Annotated in this window: 17 protein-coding genes, 2 pseudogenes and 1 riboswitch; of the genes and pseudogenes, 12 read left to right on the plus strand and 7 right to left on the minus strand. The window is 75.1% G+C overall.

Features of this window, described 5'->3' with window-relative positions; all coding sequences use genetic code 11:
- Positions 1-95 precede the first annotated feature (95 nt).
- Positions 96-446 (plus strand): annotated as a pseudogene (locus AC02VZ_RS04505) (RidA family protein); the annotation flags it as partial.
- Positions 447-516: 70 nt separating this feature from the next.
- Here the strand turns inward: AC02VZ_RS04505 and AC02VZ_RS04510 are convergent.
- Complete coding sequence (locus AC02VZ_RS04510; RefSeq protein WP_432056453.1) at positions 517-711, minus strand: DUF5999 family protein; 195 nt, start codon at positions 709-711, stop codon at positions 517-519.
- A gap of 237 nt (positions 712-948) precedes the next feature.
- Here AC02VZ_RS04510 and AC02VZ_RS04515 point away from each other — a divergent pair, with 237 nt between their 5' ends.
- Together AC02VZ_RS04515 and AC02VZ_RS04520 are read left to right on the plus strand one after the other, a co-directional pair.
- Positions 949-1,404 (plus strand): DUF6299 family protein, encoded by a 456-nt coding sequence (locus tag AC02VZ_RS04515; RefSeq protein ID WP_476474572.1) that lies wholly within the window; start codon positions 949-951, stop codon positions 1,402-1,404.
- 94 nt (positions 1,405-1,498) lie between these two features.
- Positions 1,499-2,521, plus strand: coding sequence for a hypothetical protein (locus AC02VZ_RS04520; protein WP_476474573.1), 1,023 nt, complete (start codon positions 1,499-1,501; stop codon positions 2,519-2,521).
- 114 nt (positions 2,522-2,635) lie between these two features.
- On the opposite strand, the gene AC02VZ_RS04525 is transcribed toward AC02VZ_RS04520, so the two are convergent.
- Positions 2,636-3,694: a PucR family transcriptional regulator gene (locus tag AC02VZ_RS04525; protein WP_432056450.1), complete on the minus strand. Its 1,059-nt coding sequence runs from the start codon at positions 3,692-3,694 to the stop codon at positions 2,636-2,638.
- Positions 3,695-4,002: 308 nt separating this feature from the next.
- Between AC02VZ_RS04525 and AC02VZ_RS04530 the strand changes: the two genes are divergently transcribed.
- The 4 genes from AC02VZ_RS04530 to AC02VZ_RS04545 all read left to right on the plus strand — a co-directional run bounded on the left by AC02VZ_RS04530 (position 4,003) and on the right by AC02VZ_RS04545 (position 13,049).
- Positions 4,003-4,482 (plus strand): hypothetical protein, encoded by a 480-nt coding sequence (locus tag AC02VZ_RS04530; protein ID WP_476474574.1) that lies wholly within the window; start codon positions 4,003-4,005, stop codon positions 4,480-4,482.
- A 220-nt stretch (positions 4,483-4,702) separates the two neighbouring features.
- Entirely contained in the window at positions 4,703-6,748 is a 2,046-nt protein-coding gene (locus tag AC02VZ_RS04535; protein WP_476474575.1) for an SPFH domain-containing protein, read from the plus strand.
- Between the two features lie 68 nt (positions 6,749-6,816).
- The gene (locus AC02VZ_RS04540) at positions 6,817-11,919 is read left to right on the plus strand and encodes a DNA repair ATPase (RefSeq protein ID WP_476474576.1); all 5,103 of its coding nucleotides are present in this window, start codon (positions 6,817-6,819) and stop codon (positions 11,917-11,919) included.
- 335 nt (positions 11,920-12,254) lie between these two features.
- Positions 12,255-13,049 (plus strand): SGNH/GDSL hydrolase family protein, encoded by a 795-nt coding sequence (locus tag AC02VZ_RS04545; RefSeq protein WP_432056446.1) that lies wholly within the window; start codon positions 12,255-12,257, stop codon positions 13,047-13,049.
- A gap of 241 nt (positions 13,050-13,290) precedes the next feature.
- Here AC02VZ_RS04545 and AC02VZ_RS04550 read toward each other — a convergent pair.
- The 4 genes and pseudogenes from AC02VZ_RS04550 to AC02VZ_RS04565 all read right to left on the minus strand — a co-directional run.
- A pseudogene (locus AC02VZ_RS04550) lies at positions 13,291-14,115 on the minus strand (energy-coupling factor ABC transporter ATP-binding protein); the annotation flags it as partial.
- Positions 14,112-14,861: a cobalt ECF transporter T component CbiQ gene (gene cbiQ, locus AC02VZ_RS04555; RefSeq protein WP_432056445.1), complete on the minus strand. Its 750-nt coding sequence runs from the start codon at positions 14,859-14,861 to the stop codon at positions 14,112-14,114. The gene cbiQ and the pseudogene AC02VZ_RS04550, both read right to left, overlap by 4 nt.
- 6 nt (positions 14,862-14,867) lie before the next feature.
- Positions 14,868-15,293 carry an energy-coupling factor ABC transporter substrate-binding protein gene (locus AC02VZ_RS04560; protein ID WP_476474577.1) on the minus strand — a complete coding sequence of 142 codons (426 nt, stop codon included), beginning with the start codon at positions 15,291-15,293 and terminating at the stop codon, positions 14,868-14,870.
- Positions 15,290-16,072 carry an energy-coupling factor ABC transporter permease gene (locus tag AC02VZ_RS04565; RefSeq protein ID WP_476474578.1) on the minus strand — a complete coding sequence of 261 codons (783 nt, stop codon included), beginning with the start codon at positions 16,070-16,072 and terminating at the stop codon, positions 15,290-15,292. Before AC02VZ_RS04565 ends, AC02VZ_RS04560 begins: the two co-directional genes overlap by 4 nt.
- Before the next feature lie 30 nt (positions 16,073-16,102).
- Positions 16,103-16,284: riboswitch (cobalamin riboswitch) on the minus strand.
- A 184-nt stretch (positions 16,285-16,468) separates the two neighbouring features.
- On the opposite strand from AC02VZ_RS04565, the gene AC02VZ_RS04570 reads away from it, so the two are divergent.
- The 5 genes from AC02VZ_RS04570 to AC02VZ_RS04590 are packed head-to-tail and all read left to right on the plus strand — an operon-like array spanning position 16,469 to position 21,608.
- On the plus strand, positions 16,469-18,058 hold the full coding sequence (locus tag AC02VZ_RS04570; protein ID WP_476474579.1) for an ABC transporter substrate-binding protein: 1,590 nt from the start codon (positions 16,469-16,471) through the stop codon (positions 18,056-18,058).
- Between the two features lie 20 nt (positions 18,059-18,078).
- A complete protein-coding gene (locus tag AC02VZ_RS04575) occupies positions 18,079-19,047 on the plus strand; it encodes an ABC transporter permease (protein ID WP_432056500.1) in 969 nt (322 codons plus the stop codon).
- A 5-nt stretch (positions 19,048-19,052) separates the two neighbouring features.
- A complete protein-coding gene (locus tag AC02VZ_RS04580; protein ID WP_476474580.1) occupies positions 19,053-19,949 on the plus strand; it encodes an ABC transporter permease in 897 nt (298 codons plus the stop codon).
- Positions 19,946-20,923, plus strand: coding sequence for an ABC transporter ATP-binding protein (locus AC02VZ_RS04585; RefSeq protein ID WP_432056440.1), 978 nt, complete (start codon positions 19,946-19,948; stop codon positions 20,921-20,923). The genes AC02VZ_RS04580 and AC02VZ_RS04585 overlap by 4 nt, the downstream gene beginning before the upstream one ends.
- A complete protein-coding gene (locus AC02VZ_RS04590) occupies positions 20,916-21,608 on the plus strand; it encodes an ABC transporter ATP-binding protein (RefSeq protein WP_476474581.1) in 693 nt (230 codons plus the stop codon). Before AC02VZ_RS04585 ends, AC02VZ_RS04590 begins: the two co-directional genes overlap by 8 nt.
- A gap of 263 nt (positions 21,609-21,871) precedes the next feature.
- Here AC02VZ_RS04590 and AC02VZ_RS04595 read toward each other — a convergent pair whose 3' ends face one another.
- Positions 21,872-24,544 (minus strand): SpoIIE family protein phosphatase, encoded by a 2,673-nt coding sequence (locus tag AC02VZ_RS04595; protein WP_476474582.1) that lies wholly within the window; start codon positions 24,542-24,544, stop codon positions 21,872-21,874.
- Positions 24,545-24,597 lie beyond the last annotated feature (53 nt).

The raw sequence follows: 24,597 nt of genomic DNA on the forward strand, positions 1-24,597 counted from the left end.
GAGTCGTTGACCGTCGAGCGCATCAACCAGCCCAGTCCGAAAGACCGTTGACCGCCGAGCGCATCAACCCGCCCGACCTCTCCCCGCCGGCCGGCTTCTCCCACGCGGTCGTCGCCACCGGCTCCCGGGTGGTGTTCCTGGCCGGCCAGACCGCGCTCGACGGGGACGGCACGGTCGTCGGCGACACGCTGCCCGACCAGTTCACCCGGGCCCTGGCCAACCTGCTGGGGGCCCTGCGCGCGGCCGGCGGCACCCCGGCCGACCTGGCCCGCGTGACCGTCTACGCCACCGACATCGCCGACTACCGGGTCCACGCCCGGGACATCGGCCGCATCTGGCGGGAGGCGGCGGGCCGTGACTACCCGGCGATGGCGGTGGTGCAGGTGGTCCGCCTCTGGGACGAGCGGGCGCTGGTGGAACTGGACGGGTTCGCGGTCCTGCCCTGACCTGCGGCACGGTCCCGCGTCAGCCGGTCCGCCGGGCGGGCCCGCGCCCCGTAGCCCCGTGCCGTGCCGGTCAGGCGGCGACCACGAGCGGGCCGGCGGGCGCCCGGTGCGGTGCGACCACCCGGCCGTCGGGCAGCAGTTCACCGGTGTCGTCGAAGACGATCGAGCCGTCGCACAGCAGGCTCCAGCCCTGCTCCGGGTGGGCGGCCACCACGTGCGGGGCGGGGGTTGCGGTCCGGGCGCAGGAAGGCTGGTGGGCACACATGGCGCACCTCCACATCGGTGGGACGGTTCCGAACGGGCCGTACCCCTCGACGATGCGCCCGCCCGGTCCGCCGGGGAACGGGCGGGCGCCAAGCGTGACAGCTCCCGGACCTTCCCATGACGGTTCCCCGACGCCCGGTGCGGACTCGCCACCGAAGGGGTGAGGGTCACGGCCCCGGGCCCTCCCGGACGGTACTGGTGGAGCCCCCCATTCACCTCATAACGGGAGGTTCCCCCCATGGTTCCGCGCTCCCTCTCCCCGCGCTCCGCCCTCGGTGCCGCCGTCGGCACCGCGCTGCTGCTCCTCGGCTCCGCCGCCGCGGCGCCCACGGCGGCGGCGTCCACCGCCGTCCAGGAAGTGGTCACCGTCGACTCCGTGGGCCGCGTCGCCGCCGACGGGACCGTCACGCTCAGCGGCACCTACCGCTGCCTCGGCGCCGCCGGGCCGGTCTTCGTCAGCTCCTCGCTCCACCAGGTCCCGTCCACCGTCCGCTACGGCATCGGCGGCACCCGCGCGGTCTGCGACGGCCTGGCGCACCGCTGGGAGAACACCGGCACCGTGCCCGAGGGGACGTTCACACCCGGCGCGGCCGACGTCGAGGCCACGCTGCTGGAACTGCGGCCCGCGGGCGGCCTGCCGCTGCCCGCCTTCCACGCCGTCAGCAGGAACGACATCACGCTCGTCGAGGACTGAGGACCCCGCCCTGCCGGATGCGGGCAGGCTGCGGCGCCCGGCCCTGCCGACCCCCGGCCTGGAACCGCCGGGCCCCGGCCGTCACTCTGGTGCCATGGTCTCCCTCCGCCACACGGTGCTGCTCACCCCGGTCCCGCGCGCCTGGCCCGCCGACGCCCTCGCCGTGGCCCTCGACGTGATGGACAGCACCCGCCCGGAAGCGGACGGCCGGCTCGTCCTCCCCGACGGCCGGCCGGTGCCGGACGTACGGCTGACCGCCGGCCGCCACCTGGAGCGCGGCGCGGTCTACGAGGCCGAGCCCGGCGCCGGGACGGCCGGGGAAGGGACGGCCGTTGACGGCGGCCCGGAGGCGGTGCCGGGCCCCGGTCCCGGGCCACACGGCGCGGCGGCCCCGGCACCCGGTGACACCGGGGCGCCCGCGATCGAGGCCCGCCCCGCGGCAGCGGCCCCCGACACCGGACGGGAGGCCCGCCCCGAGGACGCCGGCCGCACCGCTCGCACGCCTCAGGGACCGGCGGCCGGCCGCACCGCCGCAGGACCGGCACCCGGGCACCCCGAGCAGCCCGGGCACCCCGAACGGGTCCGGGTCGCGGTCGAGGAGTGGAACCGGCGCCGGGCCCTGCGGCTGGGGATCACGACGACGGGCCCGGAGGGGGAGATCACGGCGGACTGCGCCCTGCGCGCCCCGGACCGCCCGCGCGTCGCCGAGGTCACCGGGCGGGCGCACCTCCTCGGCGTCATGCCGTTGCTCTCCCGGTTCGAGGGCCGGGCGCTGCTGCGGTTCGACGACTGGTGGGAGGCGGCGGACACCGGCCGGGCGCCCCGCACCGCGCCCCTGCGCGCCCGGCTGCGCTGCGGCGCCGCCCGCGCCGACCTGCGGGCGACCGCGCGGCCCGGACCCGGCGGCACCTGGCAGGTGACCGTCACCGCGCGGATCCGGGGCCGGTACCTGTTCCGCCCGGTGGCGGCCCTCGTCCTCGCGTTCGTCCACACGCACCTGCGACGGGCCTTCACCGACGGCCTGGAGAGCATGGCCCGCGACTGGAACAGGGAGGTGCCCCGCCTCACGGCGATGACGGCCGACGCACTGCGCCGCGAGATGCTGAAGGACGTCTGACGACGGCCAAGGCGAGCCGGGCCGGGCCCGCGCGAGCCGTGCCGGCCCGCGAGCCGCCGGACCGGCCCGCGAGCCGCCCCGCCCGGCGCCGGGCGGTCACCGCCCGCCCTCGCGTCACAGCTCCGTCGTCGGCCAGTCCAGCAGCCGGGCGCCGATGACCGCCGTCTGCAGCATGTAACGGTGCGCGGGGTCCGCCGGGTTGGCGCCGGTGAGGCTGCGGATGCGCTCCAGTCGGTAGGTCAGCGCGCGCACGCTCAGGGAGAGCCGGCGGGCCGCCTCCGCGGCCACGCACCCGGCGTCGAAGTACGCGGCGAGGGTGTCCAGCAGTGGCATCGGGCCGCCGCGCGCCGTGGTGAGCGGGCCCAGGGTGTTCTGCACCAGGTCGGCCATCGCCTGCCGGTCGCGGGACAGCACCGGATAGACGAGCAGGTCCCCGGCCCGCAGCACCGGTTCGTCCATCCCCAGCCGCTCGGCGATCTCCAGCGTGCTCAGCGCCTCCTCGTACGACTGGACGACCCCGCCGGGCCCCGACCGCGCGCGTCCGACGGCGACCTGACCGCCGTCGGTGGCGGCGTGCGCCTGCTTGGCGAAGTAGGAGAGGACCTCCTCCTGGTGTCCCGGCGCGATGCACAACAGCCGCCCGTCCTTGGTGGTGAGCAGCACGTTGCGGTCGTCGAACCGGGAGATCAGGGCGAGTTCCACCCGGCGGGCCACCGGGTCGCCCTCGTCGTAGGCGACCGGGCCCCGGGCGACGGCCACCGCGTGGGCGTGGGACAGCCGCAGACCGAAGCGTTCCGCGCGTTCGGCGAGCCGGCCCAGGTCGCTGCGTCCGTGCAGCAGGTCGTCGATGAACTCCCGGCGTGCCGCCTCCTCCTGACGGACCGCCATGCGCTGGGCCCGCTCGTACCCCTCGGCGAAGGCGTCCACCACCTGCTGGACGGCGGCCAGGGCGTCGGCGGCCGATGCGTCGGTGCGCGGCCAGGCGTCCCGGGCTGCCGACAGATGGGCGCTGACCAGGCGGCGCAGTCCGAAACCGTCCTCGGCGGCCCGCTCGCCCAAGGTCCGGCGGGACGCGATCTCGTCCCGGGTGAGGCGTCTGCCGGTGGCGGCGACCTCCGCCAGGATCCGGGCATAACCTTCAAGATACTCCTCCGGGATCGCGCGATCCGCCACTGTTCCCCCTCAATATTGACGCGCTCCTGACGCGCCTCTGACGCTGTCCTGACGCGGAGTTGGCCCGCCCCCGGCATGCAGACCCTAATGAATATTGCCGGAATCCGGCAATGCGCGAGTGGATCAGCGTCCGGCATCATGGACCGCGGGGAGCACCACGGAAGGTTCCGGTGCCGAGCACCGGCAGGCGCGGGTGCCGGAACCGGAACCGTGCGGTGCCACCCGGCGGTGCCGACCGTACAGGGCACCGCGGACGTGCGCGGCGAGCGCGAGGACGCAGCGGGACGACGAACGGAAGGGGGCCGGGGATGCGCGTACTGATCGAGACCGCTACCGGCCTGCCCGTCCTGCTGTTCACCGCCGGCCTGGTCGTGGCCGCGGGCTTCTGGCTGCTGGTCGCCCTCGGTGTCACCACCGCCGACGCCTTCGACGGGGACGCGGACCTCAGAGCCTGGGGTCTGGGCGGCGCGCCGGTCGCGGTCGCGCTGTCCCTGCTGACGCTGACGGCGTGGCTGCTCGCCCTGGGCGCCGCCGTCCTGCTGGCCGCGTTCGGGCCGACGGTTGCCGGAAGCGGACTGCTGCGCCTGCCGGTCGCGGCCGGCGCGCTGTTCGCCGCGTGGCGGCTCACCCGCTTCTTCGTCCGGCCGCTGCACCGGCCCTGCCCCGACGAACCCGCGCCGTCCCGGTCGGTCCGCGCGCTCGACGGGGACCGGGGCGGCCTGCCGCACGCGCCGCACCACGGGGCCGACGCGCCCGTCCCGCACGGGCCGCACGACCGCGCGGCCTGAACCCGCGGCACCCCGCGCCCCGGCGCGACCGCCCCCTGGCACATCACCACCGCACCCGACCGCACCCGTCTCCTGCCCGACGGGCCGGGCCCCGCGCCCTGCCCGCGGCCCGTCACACCCCGTCGGGCCCCACACCGCTCCGTCACCGCTCCGTCAGCTCTCGTCACCGCATTCGCTCACCTCCCCAGCTCTCGAACCAAGCCCCAGAAGGACGTGTCCCATGGATGCCGCCACCGTGGGCGTCGCCGTAGTCGCCGGCGTCTGCCTGTTGTTCGTACTCGTCGCCCTGCTCGTCGTCTCGAAGCTGTTCCGCAAGGTGGAACAGGGCAAGGCGCTCATCGTCTCCAAGATCCGCAAGGTCGACGTCACCTTCACCGGACAGGTCGTGCTGCCGGTGCTGCACAAGGCCGAGGTCATGGACATCTCGGTGAAGACCATCGACATCACCCGGGCCGGCAAGGAAGGGCTGATCTGCCGGGACAACATCCGCGCGGACATCCGCATCACGTTCTTCGTGAAGGTCAACAAGACCGTGGAGGACGTCATCCGGGTCGCCCAGTCCGTGGGCACCGCCCGGGCCAGCGACCGCGACACGCTGCAGGAGCTGTTCCACGCGAAGTTCTCCGAGGCGCTGAAGACCGTCGGCAAGCAGATGGACTTCACCGACCTCTACACCAAGCGTGAGGAACTGCGGTACCGGATCATCGAGGTCATCGGGGTCGACCTGAACGGCTACCACCTCGAGGACGCGGCGATCGACTACCTGGAGCAGACGCCGCTGACGCAGCTGGACCCGGGAAACGTGCTCGACGCGCAGGGCATCCGCAAGATCACCGAGCTGACCGCCGTGGAGCACATCCGCACCAACGAGGCCCAGCGCGGCGAGGAGAAGGAGATCACCCGGCAGAACGTCGACGCCCGTGAGGCGATCCTGGAGCTGGAGCGGCGGCAGACCGACGCCGAGATCAAGCAGCGCCGGGAGATCGAGACCGTGCGGGCCCGTGAGGAGGCGGAGACGGCCCGGGTGGTGGAGGAGGAGCGGCTGCGCGCCCAGAGCGCCTTCCTGCAGACCGAGGAACAGCTCGGGGTGCAGCGCGAGAACCAGGCCCGCGAGGTCGCCGTGGCCGCCAAGAACCGTGAGCGGGTCATCGCCGTGGAGAGCGAGCGCATCGAGAAGGACCGCCAGCTGGAGGTCATCGCCCGCGAGCGGGAGACCGAACTGACCCGCATCGCCGCCGAGAAGGAGGTCGAGGCGGAGAAGCGGGAGATCGCCGAGGTGATCCGGGAGCGGGTCGCGGTGGACCGCACGGTCGCCGAGCAGGAGGAGTCCATCAAGCGGCTGCGCGCCGTCGAGGAGGCGGAGCGCGAGCGGCAGGCCGTCATCATCGCCGCCGAGGCCGAGGCGCAGGAGAAGCTGGTCAAGGACATCAAGGCAGCCGAAGCCGCCGAGCAGTCCGCCACCCACCGTGCCGCCGAGGAACTCACCCTCGCCGAGGCCCGGTTGAAGACCGCCGACCTGGACGCGCGGGCCAAGCTGCGGACGGCCGAGGGCATCCAGGCGGAGGCCGCGGCCGAGGGACTGGCGGCCGTCCAGGTCCGCGACAAGGAGGCCGACGTCATCGAGAAGGCGGGCCGTGCCGAGGCCGAGGCCACCCAGGCCCGGATGCGCGCCGAGGCCGAGGGCGCCCGGGCCCGCGCCCTCGCCGAGGCGGAGGCCATCGGCGAGAAGCTCCGCGCGGAGGCCGCCGGCCTCACCGAGAAGGCGGCGGCGATGGCCGCCCTGGACGAGGCGTCCCGCGGGCACGAGGAGTACCGGCTGCGCCTGGAGGCGGAGAAGGACGTCCGGCTGGCCGGCCTGGAGGTGCAGCGGCAGGTCGCCGAGGCGCAGGCCACGGTGCTCGCCACCGGCCTGGAGAACGCCGACATCAACATCGTCGGCGGGGAGTCCGTCTTCCTCGACCGCCTGGTCTCCTCGGTCTCGCTCGGCAAGAGCGTCGACGGCTTCGTGCGGAACTCCGAGACCGCCCAGGCCCTCGCCGGGCCCTGGCTGGACGGCACCGCCAGCTTCACCGACGACCTGAGCCGCGTCCTCGGCTCCGTGTCGACGGCCGACGTGCAGAACCTCACCGTCTCCGCCCTGCTGATGCGGCTGATGCGGGCCGGCGGCGAGAACACCGGTCGGTTCGAGGAACTGATCGCCAAGGCTGGTGAGTTGGGACTCGCGGACACTCCGCTGGCCGCGTTGAACGGCCACGCCCGGGCCTGACCCACCACGGACCGGGAGCCGCCGCACAGGGGACGGCGGCTCCCGGTCGTCCCACCCGAGAGGCAGCCATGACCACCGGCACCCACGACACGGCCACCCCGCACGCCCCCGGCACGGCGGACCCGTCCACCCACGACTCCACGGCCCCCGCCGCGACCCCCGGCGGCGACGGCAGCCCCGGCACCCCGGGCGCCCCGGCCCCCGGCACGGGCACCCCGGCCGGCGGGGCCGCCGACCGCACGCCCGGCGCGGAGGCCGCCGACGGCGGCGCCTACCAGGTGCTGCGCGACCGCCTCGGCGCCGAGGCCGCCGACCTCGCCCGCCGCGCCGAGGAACTGAACCGGCGCCGGATCGAGGAGTTCGGCTCCGCGGGACTGAGCCTGGCCGGCACCGAGCGGCTGCGCACCGAGCGCACCAGCGTGCCCCGCGACCTCGTCGCCGTGGGCGACGCGCTCCTCTTCGGCTACGAGGCCCGGCCCCGCCCCGAGGCGGACACCGCCGTCGGCGACGTCCTCGCCCTGCACGACCGCGACCTGAACCGGCTGCCCGACGACGCCGTGCCCGGACTCCTCGACGACCCCGCGTTCGTCCGCGAGTTCGCCGCCCTGCACCGCTACTACCGCCAGGCGCGCCTGCTGCGGCTGCGCCGCGTCGACGGCACCCTGCTCGCCGTCTTCCAGACCGGCGAGAAGGCCGACGACATCCGCGTCCTGCGCTGGTCGGTCACCGAGGACGGCCGGACCGCCTTCCTCGACGCGCGCGGCGACCGCGACCACGCCCGCACCCCGGCCCCCGACATCGAGTGGACCCGCACAACCCGCGAGGACCACGTCCTCGGCCGCCACCCGCACGTCTCCGTGCTCGGCGCGGTCCTCGTCGACACGCTCGGCGGCACCCTCACCGTCAGGGCCGCCGACGACACGGACAGCCCCGACGGCATCCACTCCGAACCAGTCGACGAACCCCTGCAGTCCCTCGCCGACGCCGAGATCGCCCACGCCCGCGTCGGCGCCCTCGTCCTGCTGCGGGTCCTGCCCTACAAGGAGACCGCGTACCGCCACCTGGTCTTCAACACCCTCACCAGGACCGTCGTCCGCCTCGACGGCATCGGCCGGGGCTGCCGCCGCCTCCCCGGCGACCGGGGCATCGTCTTCCCCGGCGGCTACTGCCTGGCCGCCGGGCCGCACAAGACGTACGACCTCGACACCACCGGCACGGACTTCGAACGCGAGGTGCGCTCGCCCAACGGCGAGGACGTGCTGTACGCCTTCCACGCCCCCGCCCGGGGCCGCGCCCTGCTGCTGTCCTACAACGTCATCCGGGAGGAGGTCGCCACCCCCCTCACCGGCCACGGCTGGGCGCTCACCGACGACGGCACCCTCACCCTGCTGCGGCCCGACGGCGACGACCCCGCCCGCGTCCACCCCGTCCAGGTCTGGCGCACCCCCTACGTCTCCGACACCCACGCCGCCGCCCGGCCGCCGGGCGACGGCCCGCTCGCCCGGCTCGGCAACGCCGACCTGGTGCGCGGCATCTCCGACTGCCTGTCCCTGGCCCGCTCCGCCGCCGAGACCACCCCGACGACGGAGGCCCACCAGGCCCTGGTCACCGCCTGTGTGCGCACCCTCGACGCCCACCACTGGCTCGGCGACGCCGACCTGGGCGACATGCGCTCCCCGCTGGAGCGGATGCGCGGCACCGCCGGACAGGTCCTCGCCGAGTTCGAGACCGTCCGCTCCCTCACCCGCCACGCCGCCGACGCCCTCGACGAGGCCGCCGCGCGGGTCGCCGCCGTGGTGCGCCGACTGCGCGGCGAACAGCCCCGCGAGGCGGCCGCCTGGGTCACCGGACTCACCGAACTCCGGCACGCCCAGGGCCACCTGCTCACCCTGAGGGACCTGCGGTACGCGGACCGCGCCCGCATCGACGAGCTGGCCGCCGCGGCCGAGGCCGACCTCGCCTCGTTCGGGCGGCGCGCCGTCGACTTCCTCGCCCGCGAGGACGCCTTCGCCGCCCACCACGCCGACGTCGAACGCCTCGTCGCCGACGCGGACGCGATCACCACCGCCGCCGGGGCCGCTCCGGTCGCCGCCCGCCTGGAGGAACTCGCCGACGGACTGCGCACCGTCACCGAGGTGGTCGGTTCCCTCGACATCGCCGACACCACCGTCCGCACCGCCGTCCTGGAACGCGTCGCCGAGGCCCTCGGCGGCGTCAACCGCGCCCGCGCCACCCTCGACACCCGCCGCCGCGCCCTCCTCGACCGGGAGACCCGCGCCGGGTTCGCCGCCGAACTCGCCCTGCTCGGCCGCACCGTCACCGGCGCGCTGGCCGCGGCCGACACCCCCGAGGCGTGCGACGACCAACTGGCCCGCGCCCTCGCCCAACTGGAGGTGCTGGAGTCCCGTTTCGCGGAGTCCGACGACGTCCTCGGCGAGCTGATGGACCAGCGCACCGCGATCCACGAGGCGTTCACCGCCCGCCGGCAGAGCCTCACCGACGCCCGCGCCCACCGCGCCGAACAGCTCGCCACCGCCGCCGACCGCGCCCTGGAGGCCGTCGCCCGCCGCTCCGCGGCCCTCGCCGACGCCGACGCCGTCAGCACCTACTTCGCCTCCGACCCGCTGATCGTCAAGGTCCGCCGCACCGCCGACGAACTGCGCGCCCTCGGCGACCGCGTCCGCGCGGAGGAACTCGACGGCCGCATCCGCACCGCCCGCCAGGAGGCGGACCGGGCCCTGCGCGACCGCACCGACCTCTACGCGGACGGCGGCCGGGCCGTCCGCCTGGGTGGACACCGCTTCGCCGTCACCGGCCGCAGCCCCGAACTCACCCTCGTCCCGCAGGGCGACGGCCTCGCCTTCGCCCTCACCGGCACCGACTACCGGGCCCCCGTCGACGACCCCGCGCTCCTCGCGGCCCGCCCCTACTGGAACCGGCACCTGCCGTCCGAGTCGCCCGAGGTCTACCGCGCCGAACACCTCGCCGCCCGCCTGCTCCACGACCACGGCCCCGAGGCGCTGAACGCCGCCGGTGACCTCGGCGCCCTGGTCCGCCGGGCCGCCGAGGAGGCGTACGACGAAGGGTACGAACGCGGGGTCCACGACCAGGACGCCACCGCGATCCTCACCGCCGCCCTGCGCCTGCACGGCACCGCCGGCACCCTGCGCCACGAGCCCGCCGCCCGCGCCGCCGCCCTGCTGTACTGGGCCCACGGCACCACACCGGAGCAGCGGTCCGCCCTCACCCGCCGGGCCCGCTCCCTGGCCCGCGTGGCCGAGGCCTTCGGCCCCACCTCCGCCCTCGACGACCTGCGGGCGGAGACCGAGCGGGCCCTCGCCGACTGGCACGGCGACGCGACCGTCCCCGCCGGCGCGTCGGCCGCCTACCTCCTGGAGGAACTCACCACCGGCCCCGAGGGGTTCGTCCTCGCCGCCAGGGTGCACACCCTGCTCGACCGCTTCCGCGACGCGGCCCCCGCCGCCTACCAGGACGACCTGCCCGCCCTGGACGACCTGACCGCGCGCCGCCGCCTGGTCGAGGCGTGGCTGTCCGCGTACGCCACGGCCGCCGACGCCGACGTGACCCCCGGCGACCTCGCGGAGGCGGTGGCCGCCGAGCTGTGCCCGGACCTGCCGCGCCACGTCTCCGACGCGCCCCTGACCACCACGGTGGACGGGCTGCTCGGCACCCATCCCCGCATCACCGACCGCCGGCTCGGCCTGCGCATCGACGAGTTCCTCGCCCGCACCCGGCGGTTCCGGGAGCACGACGTGCCCGCGTTCCGCGCCTTCCAGCGCCACCGCACCGAGCGGGTGACCGCCGAGCGGGCCCGGCTGCGGCTGGACGACCACCGCCCGCGCGTGATGTCCTCGTTCGTCCGCAACCGCCTGGTCGACGAGGTGTACCTGCCGCTCGTCGGCGACAGCCTCGCCAAACAGCTCGGCACCACCGGCGATGACGCCCGCACCGGCACCGGCGGCCTGCTGCTGCTCCTGTCCCCGCCCGGCTACGGCAAGACCACGCTCATGGAGTACGTGGCCCACCGGCTCGGCCTGCTGCTGGTCAAGGTGAGCGGCCCCGCCCTCGGCCACGCCGTCACCTCCCTCGACCCGGCCGAGGCGCCCAACGCGACCGCCCGCCAGGAGATCGAGAAGATCAACTTCGCGCTGGCCGCCGGAAGCAACACGCTCCTGCACCTCGACGACATCCAGCACTGCTCGCCCGAACTGCTGCAGAAGTTCATCCCGTTGTGCGACTCCACCCGCCGCGTGGAGGGCGTCTGGCAGGGCGAGCCGCGCACCTACGACCTGCGCGGCAAGCGGTTCGCGGTGTGCATGGCCGGCAACCCCTACACCGAGTCCGGTGAGGTCTTCCGGGTGCCCGACATGCTCGCCAACCGCGCCGACGTGTGGAACCTGGGCGACGTCCTCACCGGCAAGGAGGAGGTGTTCGCGCTGAGCTTCGTGGAGAACGCGCTCACCGCCAACCCGGTCCTCGCCCCGCTCGCCGCCCGCGACCGCGCCGACCTCGCCCTGCTGCTCCGGCTGGCGGCGGACGACCCCACGGCCCGCCCCGACCGCCTCGCCCACCCGTACGCGCCCACCGAACTCGACCGCGTCCTGGCCGTGCTGCGCCACCTGCTCGCCGCGCGCCGCACCGTCCTCGCCGTCAACGCGGCCTACATCGCCTCCGCCGCGCAGTCCGACGACGCCCGCACGGAACCGCCGTTCCGGCTCCAGGGCTCCTACCGCAACATGAACAAGATCGCCCAGCGGATCCAGCCGGTCATGAACGAGGCCGAACTCGCCGCAGTCGTCCACGACCACTACACGGCCGAGGCGCAGACCCTCACCACCGGCGCCGAGGCGAACCTGCTCAAGCTGGCCGAACTGCGCGGCACGCTCACCCCGGCGCAGGCCGACCGCTGGGCCGAGGTGAAGGCCGCCCACGTCCGCACCAGCACCCTGGGCGGCCCGGACGACGACGCGCTGACCCGCGCCATCGCCGCCCTGGCGGTGCTGGGGGAGCGGATCGCCGCCGTCGAGACCGCCATCACCCGCGCGGCCGACCCCCGCCGCCTCCTCGCCGGCCCGCCGACGCACCCCGCGTCCCCGGCACCCCCGTTGACCGCGCCCCCCAACGGGGCGGGACGGGCGGAGGTGGGCTGAGCGGGGCGACGGGGCGCCACCCGGGGGTCGGGGGCCGGGTGGCGCGTTCGCCGGGGCAGGTCGCCCGGGGGCAGGGCCGGGCGGGGCGCGCCGCCCGGGGGCCGGGCCCGGTGACCACGCCTCGCGGCGGACACCCTCAAGTCCTCCCAGATCTCCACGACAAGACCCCACGTCAGAGGTTTATCCACGCGCGTAGTTGATGTGAGCACCTCAGTATTCGGGGCATTCCGGATGACTTCCAGCGCGACGGTTACCGCGCGGTATCCCGGCCTGCTACAACCGTGCTTGCTCCCTCAACTACCGGTGCAAGCAACGCGCGTGAAGGGCGGATACACGTGTCAGTGCGTTCCCTCGCGGCTTCCCTGGCGACCCTCCTGCTGGGTGCCGCCACCGTTCTCGGCCTGGCGCAACCCGCCGCGGCCGCCGGACAGCACTACGTCGCCCTCGGCGACTCCTACTCCTCCGGCGTCGGCGCCGGCAGCTACACCTCCGAAAGCGGTGACTGCAAGCGGAGCACCAAGGCCTACCCGCAGCTGTGGGCCAACGCCAACTCCCCGGCCTCCTTCCGCTTCGTCGCCTGTTCGGGCGCGACGACCTCCACCGTCTCCAGCGGCCAGCTGGGTGCGCTGACCTCCTCCACCACGCTCGTCAGCGTCTCGGCGGGCGGCAACGACATCGGCTTCGCGGACGTCATGCAGGCATGCGTGCTGCAGAGCGAGGCCACCTGCGTCAGCCGCGTCAACACCGCCGTCGGCCAGATGCAGAGCTCCCTGCCCGGCAAGCTGGACTCGCTCTACAACGGCATCCGCGCCCGCTCCCCGCAGGCGCACGTCGTGGTCCTCGGCTACCCCCGCTTCTACAAGCTGTCCGGCAACTGCATCGCCGGCCTCACCGAGACCGAGCGCGGCGCCATCAACAACGCGGCCGACGTCCTGAACGGCGTCATCGCCAAGCGGGCCGCCAACGCCGGGTTCTCCTACTCCAGCGTGGTCGACGAGTTCACCGGCCACGAACTCTGCTCCGGCGACGCCTGGTTGCACAGCGTGACCCTGCCGGTCACCAACTCCTACCACCCCAAGGCCGTCGGCCAGTCCAGCGGCTACCTGCCCGCCTTCCGCTCGGCGCTCTAGACCCCGGGCCGGTGCCTCCGGGCCCCGCGCCGCCCGCGTCGCGCTCGCCCGACGCCCCGTCGTCCGCGGCCCGTTCGGCCGGCCCCCGGCCTTCTGACGGCCTGTTCCCCGGAGCTTCCGCCTCCGGGGAACAGGCCGTCGGCGTACCGTCCCCGGGCCCGTCCGCTCCGGCCGCGTCCGGTGCGTCCGGCGCCCCGCGCACCCCACGGATCGCCTCCTCGGCCGCCACGCCCCCGTCGGCGGCGAGGGCGAGCAGTTCCTCCGGGGTCCGCGGGCCCGCGGAGGCGTCGGCCGACAGGCCGTGCGACCGCAGGACGTGGCCGGCCGCCACGCCCCAGGGCAGCCGCAGACCGGCCGCGGCGAGGAGGTCCGTGCGGGCCAGCAGGCGGGCGACCGGGCCGGTGCGCACGCCGGAGGGGGTGAGCAGGGCCGCGTCGTCGGCCCAGCGCAGCGCCAGGTCCACGTCGTGGGTGGCCATCACCACCGTGGTGCCGCCCGCGCGCAGCCCGTCGAGCGTGGTGAGCAGGCGTTCCTGCCCGTCGGGGTCCAGGCCGGCCGTCGGCTCGTCCAGGATCAGCACCCGGGGCCGCATCGCCACCGCCCCCGCGATCGCCGCCCGTTTGCGCTGCCCGTAGGAGAGCAGGTGGGTCGGCCGGTCGGCCAGGGCGGTGATGTCCAGCGCGGCCAGCGCCTCGGCGACCCGGTGCCGCACCTCCGCGTCGGGCAGCCCGAGGTTCAGCGGCCCGAACGACACGTCCTGCCCGACGGACGCGGCGAACAGCTGGTCGTCCGGGTCCTGCACCACCAGCTGCACCGCCGTCCGCAGCCGCGTCAGCCCGGGCCGGTCGTACCGCACCGGCCGGCCCTGGACCGTCAACTCCCCGGTGTGCGGGCGCAGTCCGCCGCTGAGCAGGCGCATCAGGGTGGTCTTGCCGCTGCCGTTGCGTCCCAGCAGGGCCAGCGCACGCCCCGCGCGGACGGCGAAGTCCAGGCCGCTGAGCACGGCCGGACCGTCCTCGTAGGCGAAGGACGCGCCCCGCAGGGCCACCAGTTCGCGCGCGCTCACGACAGCGGTCCTTCCAGGACGAGGGCCAGGACCGCGAGGGCCCCCAGCAGGGCCAGGCTAGCGGCCGTGAAGGGCACCGAGACGCGCACCTCGGGCACCAGCACGCGCAGGGTGCCGTCGTAGCCGCGCCCGGCCAGCCCGGCCTGGAGCCGCGCCGCCCGGTCGAAGGAACGCACGAAGGCGGTGGCGCCGAGCCCGCCCAGCGAGCGCCAGGTCGCGGCCCGGGTGGTGTGCCCGAGCCGGGCGGCCTGCGCCTCACGGACCCGGCGGACGGCGTCGAGCAGCAGGAAGCTCATGCGGTACGTCACCAGCGCCACGTCGACGAGCGGCGCCGGCACCCCGGCCCGGACCAGGCGGGGCAGCAGGTCGGACATCGGGGTGGTGAAGGCGAACAGCAGCACGCCGAGGGAGGCGGCCGAGGTCCGCAGCAGCACCTCCGCGGCCCGCTGCGGACCGTGGGCCGCGGGCGAGAGGAACCCTGCGGAGCCGCCCACCTGCACCAGCAGCGGGAGCGCCCCGGTGACGCAGAACGCCAGCGGCACCCGGTAGGCGCGCCACAGCCGGCGGCCGGGCACGCGGGCCGGGCCCAGCAGCAGGGCGACGGCGGTCACCAGCACCAGGGCCGCGCCCGGCCAGGGCGGCAGCGAGATCGCGAGCACGGTGAGTCCGAGGCCCAGTACCGCTTTGTCCAGGGGGTGGCGGCGGCGCCAGTGACTGCTGTGCGCCGCCGCGTCGATCGGGAGCACCCGGGATCAGACCCGCCGCTCGCCGGCGTCGTCCCCGGGGCCGGGGACCGGCTCCGCCCGCGCGCCCGGGCCGGCTGCCGTGGTCCCGGCCGCCGCCTCCGTCGCCGTGGGGGCCGAGCCGGGGTCCGACGCCCGCTCCTCGCCCTGCCGGCGGCCCCGCCGCAGTCCGAAGTAGTACGCGAGGACGCCCGCGCCGATCGCCGCCTGGAGGGCGAACAGGGCCGACTCGACCTCGCCGGACGGGGGTTCGTACAGCGGGGAGAACCACGGTTCGTAGTCCGGGTCGATCTCCGTGATCGCCGTCTCCGCCTCGGCGTCCGCACCGGCGAAGGGCTCCTCCTTGTGGTCGCCGAGTCCGAACACCAGCGGGATCACCGCGAGCACGACGACGGCGAGCAGCAGCAGCGTGTTGATCCTGGCGTTCCGGCTCATCGGGTCACCGCCCCGGAGGCCGTGCCGGAGGCACCGGGAGCGCCGGAGGCGTCGGACGGGCCGGACGCGTGGGACGCGCGGGACGGGTCCGCGGAGTCCGCCGTCGCGCGTCCGGCCCGCGTCACCAGCACGCCGAGCCGGGTCAGCTCGCCCCGGCTGGAGCGCACCAGCAGGCGCATCACCAGCACGGTGAGCAGTCCCTCGCTGACCGCCAGCGGGATCTGGGTGACGGCGAAGACGGTGCCGAACGTGCCGAGCGCGCCGGCGAAGCCGCCGGCCGGGTCGGGGAAGGCGAGCGCCAGCTGCACGCTGGTCACGCAGTACGTCGACAGGTCGGCGACGAACGCGGCGGCGAACACCGCGCCCATCAGCGGCACGTCCGCGCGGCGCAGCAGCCGGTAGACGCCGTACCCGGCCCACGGTCCGACGACCGCCATCGAGAAGACGTTGGCGCCGAGCGTGGTCAGCCCGCCGTGGGCGAGCAGCAGCGCCTGGAACAGCAGGGTGATGGTGCCCAGGACCGCCATGACCGGCGGCCGGAACAGGATGGCGCCGAGTCCCGTCCCCGTGGGGTGGGAGCAACTGCCGGTCACCGACGGCAGTTTCAACGCGGACAGAACGAACGTGAACGCTCCGGAGGCGCCCAGGAGCAGGGTGCTCTCGGGATGGTTCCTGACCTCACGGACGAGCGACCGGGCTCCGTGGACGACGAACGGCGCCGACACGGCACCCCAGGCGACCGCGTGCGCCGGTGGCAGAAAACCCTCGGCTATGTGCATGGCTCAGCAGACCCTCTCCAGCACCTCGTGGATGGTTGACGCGCCTTGGCCGGTCTCCTGGCTGACGGGTACCACCGCCCGTGCTCCGCCTTCCCGGGTCCGAGGACCCAGTGGCCGCCCGTGAGGGCCGGAGCAGGACTTCCCGATCACAGTGGCGAGGGCCGCACCGGTGTCGCACCGGATTTCCCGTCACCAAGGCGTGGCGACAGTAGTGCCCTTTCCCGTCCGGTGACAAGCGGTCACCGGGAGCGCACGCACGGCGCCCCCACTCCCCGGCCGCTTCGCGCGCCCCGGAGTGAGGGGGCGTGCGGGGACTGGGGGGAGCCGGTACCGGGTAGCCCCTTGCTGCAACTAATATGCAACAACGATTATCGGTCAACTGGAGTGTGAGGTTCGATGACGACCCGACGCGTACGGAGCGCCGCCGTCGCCGCGGTGATGGCGGGCACGGTCGCCGCCTGCTCGGCACCGGGCAACGGCGGTGCGGACGGCGGCGGAGCCGCCGACGCCGTGGTGATCGGGGTCCCCTCCGAGCCGGACACCCTGAACCCGCTCCTCGGCTACGGCAAGGACGGCAACTCCAAGATCTTCGACGGGCTGCTGGCCCGCGACGCGGAGATGAACCTCCAGCCCGCCCTCGCCAAGGACCTCCCCGAGGTCGCCGACGACGGCCGCACCTACACCTTCACCCTCCGCGACGACGTGAAGTTCAGTGACGGCGAGCCGCTGACCAGCGAGGACGTCGTCTACACCTACCGCACGGTGCTCGACGACAAGACCAACAACACCGCCAAGAGCGAACTGGACGCCATCAAGGAGGTCCGGGCCGACGGCGACCACAAGGTCGTCTTCACCCTCGACTACCCCTACGCGGCCTTCGCCTCCCGCACCGTGCTGCCCATCGTCCCCGAGCACGTGGCCGGGAAGCAGGACCCCAACACCGGCTCCTTCAACACCCGGCCGATCGGCACCGGACCGTACGTCCTCACCGACTGGCGCAAGGGCGAGAAGCTCACCTTCAAGGCCAACCCGGACTACTGGGGCGGCGCCCCCGAGGTGACAAAGCTCACCATGGCGATCATCGCCGACGACGACGTCCGCGCCACCCGGCTGCGCTCCGGCGACCTCGACGGCGCGACCCTGCCGCCCAACCTCGCCGCCACCTTCGAGAAGGACGACGACCGCAGGACGTACCGGGCCACCTCCTACGACTTCCGCGCGGTCACCCTCCCCACCGAGCACCCCGTCACCCGCGACACCGCCATCCGCCGGGCCCTGGACCTGTCCGTGGACCGCAAGGCCATGGTCGACAAGATCCTCGACGGCGCCGGCCGGCCCGCCTACGGCCCCCTGCCCGTCGACGACTCCTGGTTCGCCGAGGACGTCGAGCGCCCGCGCGACCTCGCCCGCGCCAAGAAGATCCTCGACGACGCCGGCTGGAAGCCCGGCAAGGACGGCATCCGCGCCAAGGACGGCCGCCGCGCCGCGTTCACCCTCTACTACCCCTCCGGCGACAAGGTCCGCCAGGACCACGCCCTCGCCTACGCCTCCGACGCCAAGCAGGCCGGCATCGACGTCACGGTCGAGAGCGGGACCTGGGAGGTCATCGAGCCCCGCATGAAGCGGGACGCCGTCCTCGCCGGCTTCGGCAGCGTCGGCGACCCCGACTTCGGCCTGTACACCCTGCTGCACTCCTCCCTGGCCGGTGACGGCTTCAACAACATGGCCCGCTACGACGACCCGGCCGTGGACAAGGCGCTCGACGCCGGCCGCCGCACCCGCGTCCGGGCCGAGCGCGAGGCCGCCTACGACGACCTCCAGCGCGCCCTGGTGAAGAACCCCGGCTACACCTTCCTCACCCACATCGACCACCTCTACGTCCTCGACGACGACTGGGACGGCCTGACCACCCAGACCGAACCGCACGAGCACGGCTTCGCCAGCGGCCCCTGGTGGAACGTCGAGGACTGGACGCCCAAGAAGTGAGCACCCTGCCCTGGGCGGCGATGGGACGGCTCGCGGCACGGCGGGCCCTGTTCGCCGTGCCCGTGCTCCTCGTCGTCACCTTCGGCGCGTTCGCCCTCGCCGCCGCCTCCCCCTTCGACCCGGTGAAGGCGTACGCCGGCACCGCCGCCCTCGGCGCCGACCAGGAGACCCTGGACCGGCTGCGCGAGAACCTGGGCGTCGACCGCCCCCTCACCGCCCGCTGGTGGGACTGGCTGACCTCCGCCGTCACCGGAGACCTCGGCCAGTCCACCGTGATGCGCCAGCCGGTCGCCGAGGTCATCGGCGAACGGCTGCTGTGGTCGACGCTGCTGTGCGCCGTCGCCTTCGTGGTCGCCGTCCTGCTCGGCACCCTGCTCGGCGTGCTGGCCGCCCGCCGCCCCGGCTCGCTCGTCGACCGGGCGATCACCTCCGTGTCGTACTCCCTGGAGGCCGCCCCGGTCTTCTGGATCGCCCTGCTCGCCATCTGGCTGTTCGCCCTGAAACTGGACGTCCTGCCGGCCGGCGGCCTCACCGACACCGGCAGCGACCACGTCACCGCCGGACAGCTCGCCACCCACCTCGTGCTGCCCGCCGGCGTCCTCGCCGTCTCCCAGCTGCCCTGGTTCACGCTCTACGTCCGCCAGGGTGTCGGCGACGCCCTCGCCGAGGACCCCGTGCGCGGCGCCCGGGCCCGCGGCCTCGCCGAACGCACCGTCCTGCTCGGCCACGCCCTGCGCTCCGGCCTGCTGTCCGTCCTCACCCTGATCGGCTCCCGCGTCCCCGAACTCATCACCGGCGCCCTGCTGGTGGAGACCGTCTTCAGCTGGCCCGGCATCGCCGCGGCCACCGTCGAGGCCGCCACCGCCGTCGACTTCCCGCTGCTGGCCGCGCTGACCACCCTCGCCACCGCCGCCGTCCTCGCCGGAAACCTGCTCGCCGACCTGCTGTACGGACTCACCGACCCGAGGGTGAAGCTGGATGAGATGTGATCCCCATGGCTGACACCACCCTGGAGAAGACCCCCCTCCCCGGGCCCGGCCCGCGCGAGCGCGGCACCGCCCGCCGCTCCACCCACACCCTCCGGCTGCGCGTCTCCGCCGCGCTGGTCGCCCTGACCGTCCTCGCGGTGCTGCTCGTCCCGCCGCTGGCCCAGCTCGACCAGCAGACCGTCGACCTCTCCGCCAAACTCCTGCCGCCCAGCTGGTCCCACCCCTTCGGCACCGACGACGTCGGCCGCGACCTGCTGCTGCGCTGCGTCTACGGCCTGCGCGTCTCCCTGCTCGTCGGCCTGGTCGCCGCGCTCACCGCCACCGTCATCGGCACCGCCGTCGGCGCCACCGCCGGCGCCCTCGGCGGCTGGGTCGACCGGCTCGTCATGCGCGTCGTCGACGCCATCGCCTCCGTGCCGCACCTGCTGCTCGGCATCTTCATCGTGGCGATGTTCCGGCCCGGTGTCTGGCCCGTGGTGATCTCCGTCGCCCTCACCCACTGGCTGTCCACGGCCCGCATCGTGCGCGCCGAGGTGCTGTCCCTGCGCTCCCGCCCCTACATCGACGCGGCCGTGTCCGGCGGCGCCTCCCGGTGGCGGGTCGCGCTGCGCCACCTGCTGCCCGGCGTCCTGCCCCAGGCCGGCCTCGCCGCCGTGCTGATGGTCCCGCACGCCATGTGGCACGAGAGCGCCCTGTCCTTCCTCGGCCTCGGCCTGCCCCCGCACACCGCCAGCCTCGGCACCCTCATCCAGGGCGCCCGCGGCTCGCTGCTCGCCGGACAGTGGTGGCCCACCCTGTTCCCCGGCCTCTTCCTGATCATCCCCACCCTCGCCATCGCCGGCCTCGCCGGAGTCTGGCGGGAACGGATCAACCCCCGCCGCCGATCGGAGCTCACGCTGTGACCACGTCACCCCCCGTGCTGTCCGTCCGCGGCCTGTCCGTGCGCTTCCTGATGCCCGGCGGGCGCCAGGTCCCCGCCGTCACCGACGCCCACTTCGACGTCGCCCCCGGCGAATGCCTCGCCCTGGTCGGCGAGAGCGGCTGCGGCAAGTCCGTCCTCGCCTCCGCCCTCCTCGGCCTGCTCCCCGCCAACGCCCGGACCGCCGGCCACGCCCACCTCGACGACCTCGACCTGCTCACCGCCGACGAGGCCACCCTGGCCGGCCGCGTCCGCGGCCGCCGCATCGGCCTCGTCCCGCAGAGCCCCGCCGCCCACCTCACCCCCGTCCGCACCATCCGCTCCCAGGTGGAGGAGACGGTCGCCGAACTCAAAGGCGTCCGCGGCCGGGCCGCCCTGCGCACGGCCGCCGAGCAGGCCGCCGCCCGCGCCGCGTTCCCCGCCGACCACCTCGACCGCCACCCGCACGAACTCTCCGGCGGCCTCGCCCAGCGCGCCGCCACCGCCCTCGCACTGATCGGTGACGCGCCCCTGCTGCTCGCCGATGAACCCACCACCGGCCTCGACCGCGACCTGGTCGAGCGCACCGTCGACGAACTGCGCCGCCACGTCGACGCCGCACAGGGCCGCGCCCTGCTGATGATCACCCACGACCTGGCCGCCGCCGCCCGCATCGCCGACCGGGTCGCCGTCATGTACGCGGGACGCATCGTCGAACTCACCCCGGCCGACACGTTCTTCGGCACACCCGGACCCCGCCACCCCTACAGCCGCGGCCTCCTGGACGCCCTCCCCGAGCGCGCCTTCACCCCCATCCCCGGCCTGCCCCCCGAACTCGGCAGCCTCCCCGACGGCTGTGCCTTCGCCCCCCGCTGCGACCGCGCCACCCCGGCCTGCGCCACCGTCCCGGCCCTGACCGCGTCGGTCGCCTGCCACCACCCGGTCCCGGCCCGCACCCCGGAGGACGCCCGTGCTTGAACTGCGCACCGTCACCGCCGGCTACGACCGCCGCGCCCCCGTCGTCCGGGGGGCCTCCCTCACCGTCACCGCGGGCGAGTCCGTCGGCCTGCTCGGCCCCAGCGGCTGCGGCAAGTCCACCCTCGCCCGGGTCGCCGCCCTGCTGCACCGCCCCGACGCCGGGACCGTCCTCCTCGACGGCGCCCCCGTACGGCACTGGCGCCACCGCGCCCCGCGCGCCGCCCGCACCGCCTTCGGCGTCGTCTTCCAGCAGCCCCGGCTCTCCGCCGACCCCCGGCTGCGCCTGACCGACCTGATCGCCGAACCGCTGCGCGCCACCGGCCGCCGCGACGAGATCCCCGACCGGGTCCCCGAACTCGCCGAGACCGTCGGCCTCACCCCCGACCTGCTCACCCGCCGCCCCCACGAGGTCAGCGACGGCCAGCTGCAACGCGCCTGCCTCGCCCGCGCGCTGGTGCTCACCCCGCGCCTGCTCATCTGCGACGAGATGACCGCGATGCTGGACGCCTCCACCACGGCCGCGCTGGTCGCCGTGGTCGAGGACTACCGCGCGGCGACCGGCGCCGCACTGCTCGCCGTCGGCCACGACCAGATCCTGCTCGACCGCTGGTGCGACCGCACGGTGCACTGGGACACCGTGACCGCCCCCTCGGCGGCGGGGGCCGGGGCGCTCCTCACGAAGTAGCGGCGCCGGGCGGTCCGCACGCAGGAGCGGCGCCGGGGCGGTCCGGCTCCCGTCACCGGGGAGGCGGGGAGTGCCTGGTGGGACGACCGGGGGGGCGAGGCGTGCCCGGTCGGGGGCGCCCCGGAGGCGGCGGCACCCGGGGCAGTCCTCCCGAGGCAGTCCCGCCCGCACGGGGCCCGTGCGTGCGGGCCGTCCGGCGGGGCGGGGAGCGGGGCGCCGCTCCGGGGCCCGTCCCGCTCCCCGCCGCCGGGCTCACAGCGTGCTCACAGCGTCACGTCGGCCCACTGCGCCAGCAGGTCGTCGTCGCTCACCGGCTCGCCGGGCTCGCTGCCGCCGTCCAGCAGCTGCTCGGTCCAGATGACCTTCCCGCCCGGTGTGTACCGGGTGCCCCAGCGCTCCGCGTACCGGGCGACCAGGAACAGGCCGCGTCCGCCCTCGTCCGTGGCCGACGCGTACCGCAGGTGGGGCGAGGTGCTGCTGCCGTCGGACACTTCGCAGATCAGGTGGCGGTCCCGCAGCAGCCGGACGTGGATCGGCGAGGTGCCGTAGCGGATCGCGTTGGTGACCAGTTCGCTGAGGATCAGCTCGGTGGCGAACCCCACCCCCTCCAGCCCCCACGCCTCCAGCTGCCCGGCGACCTCCGCGCGGACCCGGGACACCGCCGACGGCTCCCGGGGCACGTCCCAGTCGGCCACCCGGTCCGCGTCCAGCACCCGGGTCCGGGCGACCAGCAGCGCCACGTCGTCGGTGGCCCGGTCCGGCGGCAGCGCCTCCAGCACGGCCCGGCAGGTCTCCTCCGGCGCCCGCCCGGGCCGGGACAGCGCACCCTGCAGGAGCGCCAGGCCCACGTCGATGTCCCGGCCCCGCTTCTCGACCAGCCCGTCGGTGTACAGCACCAGCTGACTGGCCTCGGGCACGCGGATCTCGACCGACTCGAAGGGCAGCCCGCCCAGGCCCAGCGGGGGACCGGCGGGCAGGTCGACGAAGGTGACGGTGCCGTCCGGACGGACGAGGGCGGGCGGCGGGTGGCCGGCCCGCGCCAGGGTGCAGGCGCCCGAGGCCGGGTCGTAGACCACGTACAGGCAGGTCGCCCCGAGCAGCGTCTCGTCGTCCCGTCCCGCCTGCTCCCGGTCCATCCGCGCCACCAGGTCGTCCAGCCGGGCCAGCAGCTCGTCCGGCGCCAGATCCAGCGTCGCGAAGTTGTGCACCGCCGTGCGCAGCCGGCCCATGGTGGCCGCCGCGTGCAGCCCGTGCCCCACCACGTCACCGACCACCAGCGCCACCCGGGCACCGGACAGCTCGATCACGTCGAACCAGTCACCGCCCACCCCGGCCTGCGCGGGCAGGTAGCGGTGCGCCACGTCCAGCGCGCTCAGCTCGGGCAGGTCCCGGGGCAGCAGGCTCTGCTGGAGCGTGACCGCCATCGCGTGCTCGCGGGTGTAGCGGCGGGCGTTGTCGAGCGCCACCGACGCCCAGGCGGCCAGCTCCTCCGCGAACGCCGTGTCGCCCTCGTCGAACGGCTCCTCCCACCGCGACCGCCAGAAGTCCACCACCCCCAGCAGCCCGCCGCGGGCCCGCAGCGGCACCGTGATCAGCGACCCCCCTCCGTTCGCCAGGACGTTCGCCGCCTCCTCCGGGGCCCGCTCCTGCCAGTCCTCGGCGGCGGCGAGATCCTTCTCCAGCACGGCCCGGCCGCTCTCCACGCTCCGCGCCTGCGGCGTACCGGGCGGGAAGCGGACCTGCCCGCCCACCGGCACCAGCGGCCGGTCGGGCGCGACCCCGCTCACGGCCATCCGCCGCAGGCCCAGGGACGTTCCAGACGGCTCCTCGCCGCGCAGCACCGCCTCGCTCAGCTCGACCGTGACCACGAACGCGAACCGCGGCACCGCCACGTCGGCGAGCTCCTGCGCGGTGTTGCGCAGATCCAGGGTGGAGCCGATGCGCGCCCCCGCGTCGTAGAGCAGCGTCAGCCGCTCGCGCGCCACCTCCGCCCGGCCCGACAGGGTCCGCAGCTCCGTGGTGTCGCGGAGCGTCACCACGCTCCCGGCGCGCCCGCTGTCCGGCGTGGGCGTGGTACGGCGCTTGTTGACCGCCAGCAGACGCCCGCCCGCCTGGTGCACCTCGTCGGTGGCCGTGCGGTCCGAGGTCAGCATCTCCAGCAGCCCCGGCTCCAGGCCCAGCTCGCCGATCTCCCGCCGCTCCGCGTCCGGCGGCAGGTCCAGCAGCCGCCGCGCCTCGTCGTTGGCCAGCACCAGCGCCCCGTCACCGTCCGTGATCAGCACGCCCTCCCGCACCGCGTGCAGCACCGCGTCGTGGTGGTCGTACATCCGGGTCATCTCCACCGGACCCAGTCCGTGGGTCTGGCGCAGCAGCCGCCGGCTGACCAGGGCGGTGCCGGCCGCGCTCAGGGCGAGTGCCCCGACGGCCGCCCCCACCAGCACCGGCAGCTGCGCCGTCGTCATGCTCGTCACCTTGTCCACGGTGATCGAGACCGCGACGGTGCCGGCCACCGTGCCGTCGCGGTCGGTGACGGGCACGTAGGAGGCCACGGCGTCGCCCTGGGTGGTGTGGAAGTTCTCCGTGCGGGCCTCGCTCGGCAGGTGGAGCGCGTTCGGGTCGAACTCGCCGATCTCCGCCGGGTCCGGGTGGGTGTAGCGCACCCCCGTCGGCGAGAGCACCACGATCAGGTCGACACCGCTCTCGGTGCGGACCCGCTCGACGTAGGGCTGGAGCTCGGCCGTCGGATCGGGTGCCCGCAGGTCCTCCGCCATTTCCGGGGCGTACGCGAGCGTCTTCGCGATGTCCATGGAACGGGCCCGCGCGTCCTGCGTGCTGTCCCGCTGCGCCTGGAGGAGGAGGGCGGCCAGGGCAGCGGCGATGACCAGGGCGACGACCAGCACCTGGAGCAGGAAGACCTGGCCGGCCACACTGCGCACCCGGAACAGCGAACGCAATCGGCCGGTGGGCGGTTCCCGGGATCCCCGCCGGG

The organism is Streptomyces sp. 3-6 (assembly GCF_056323165.1).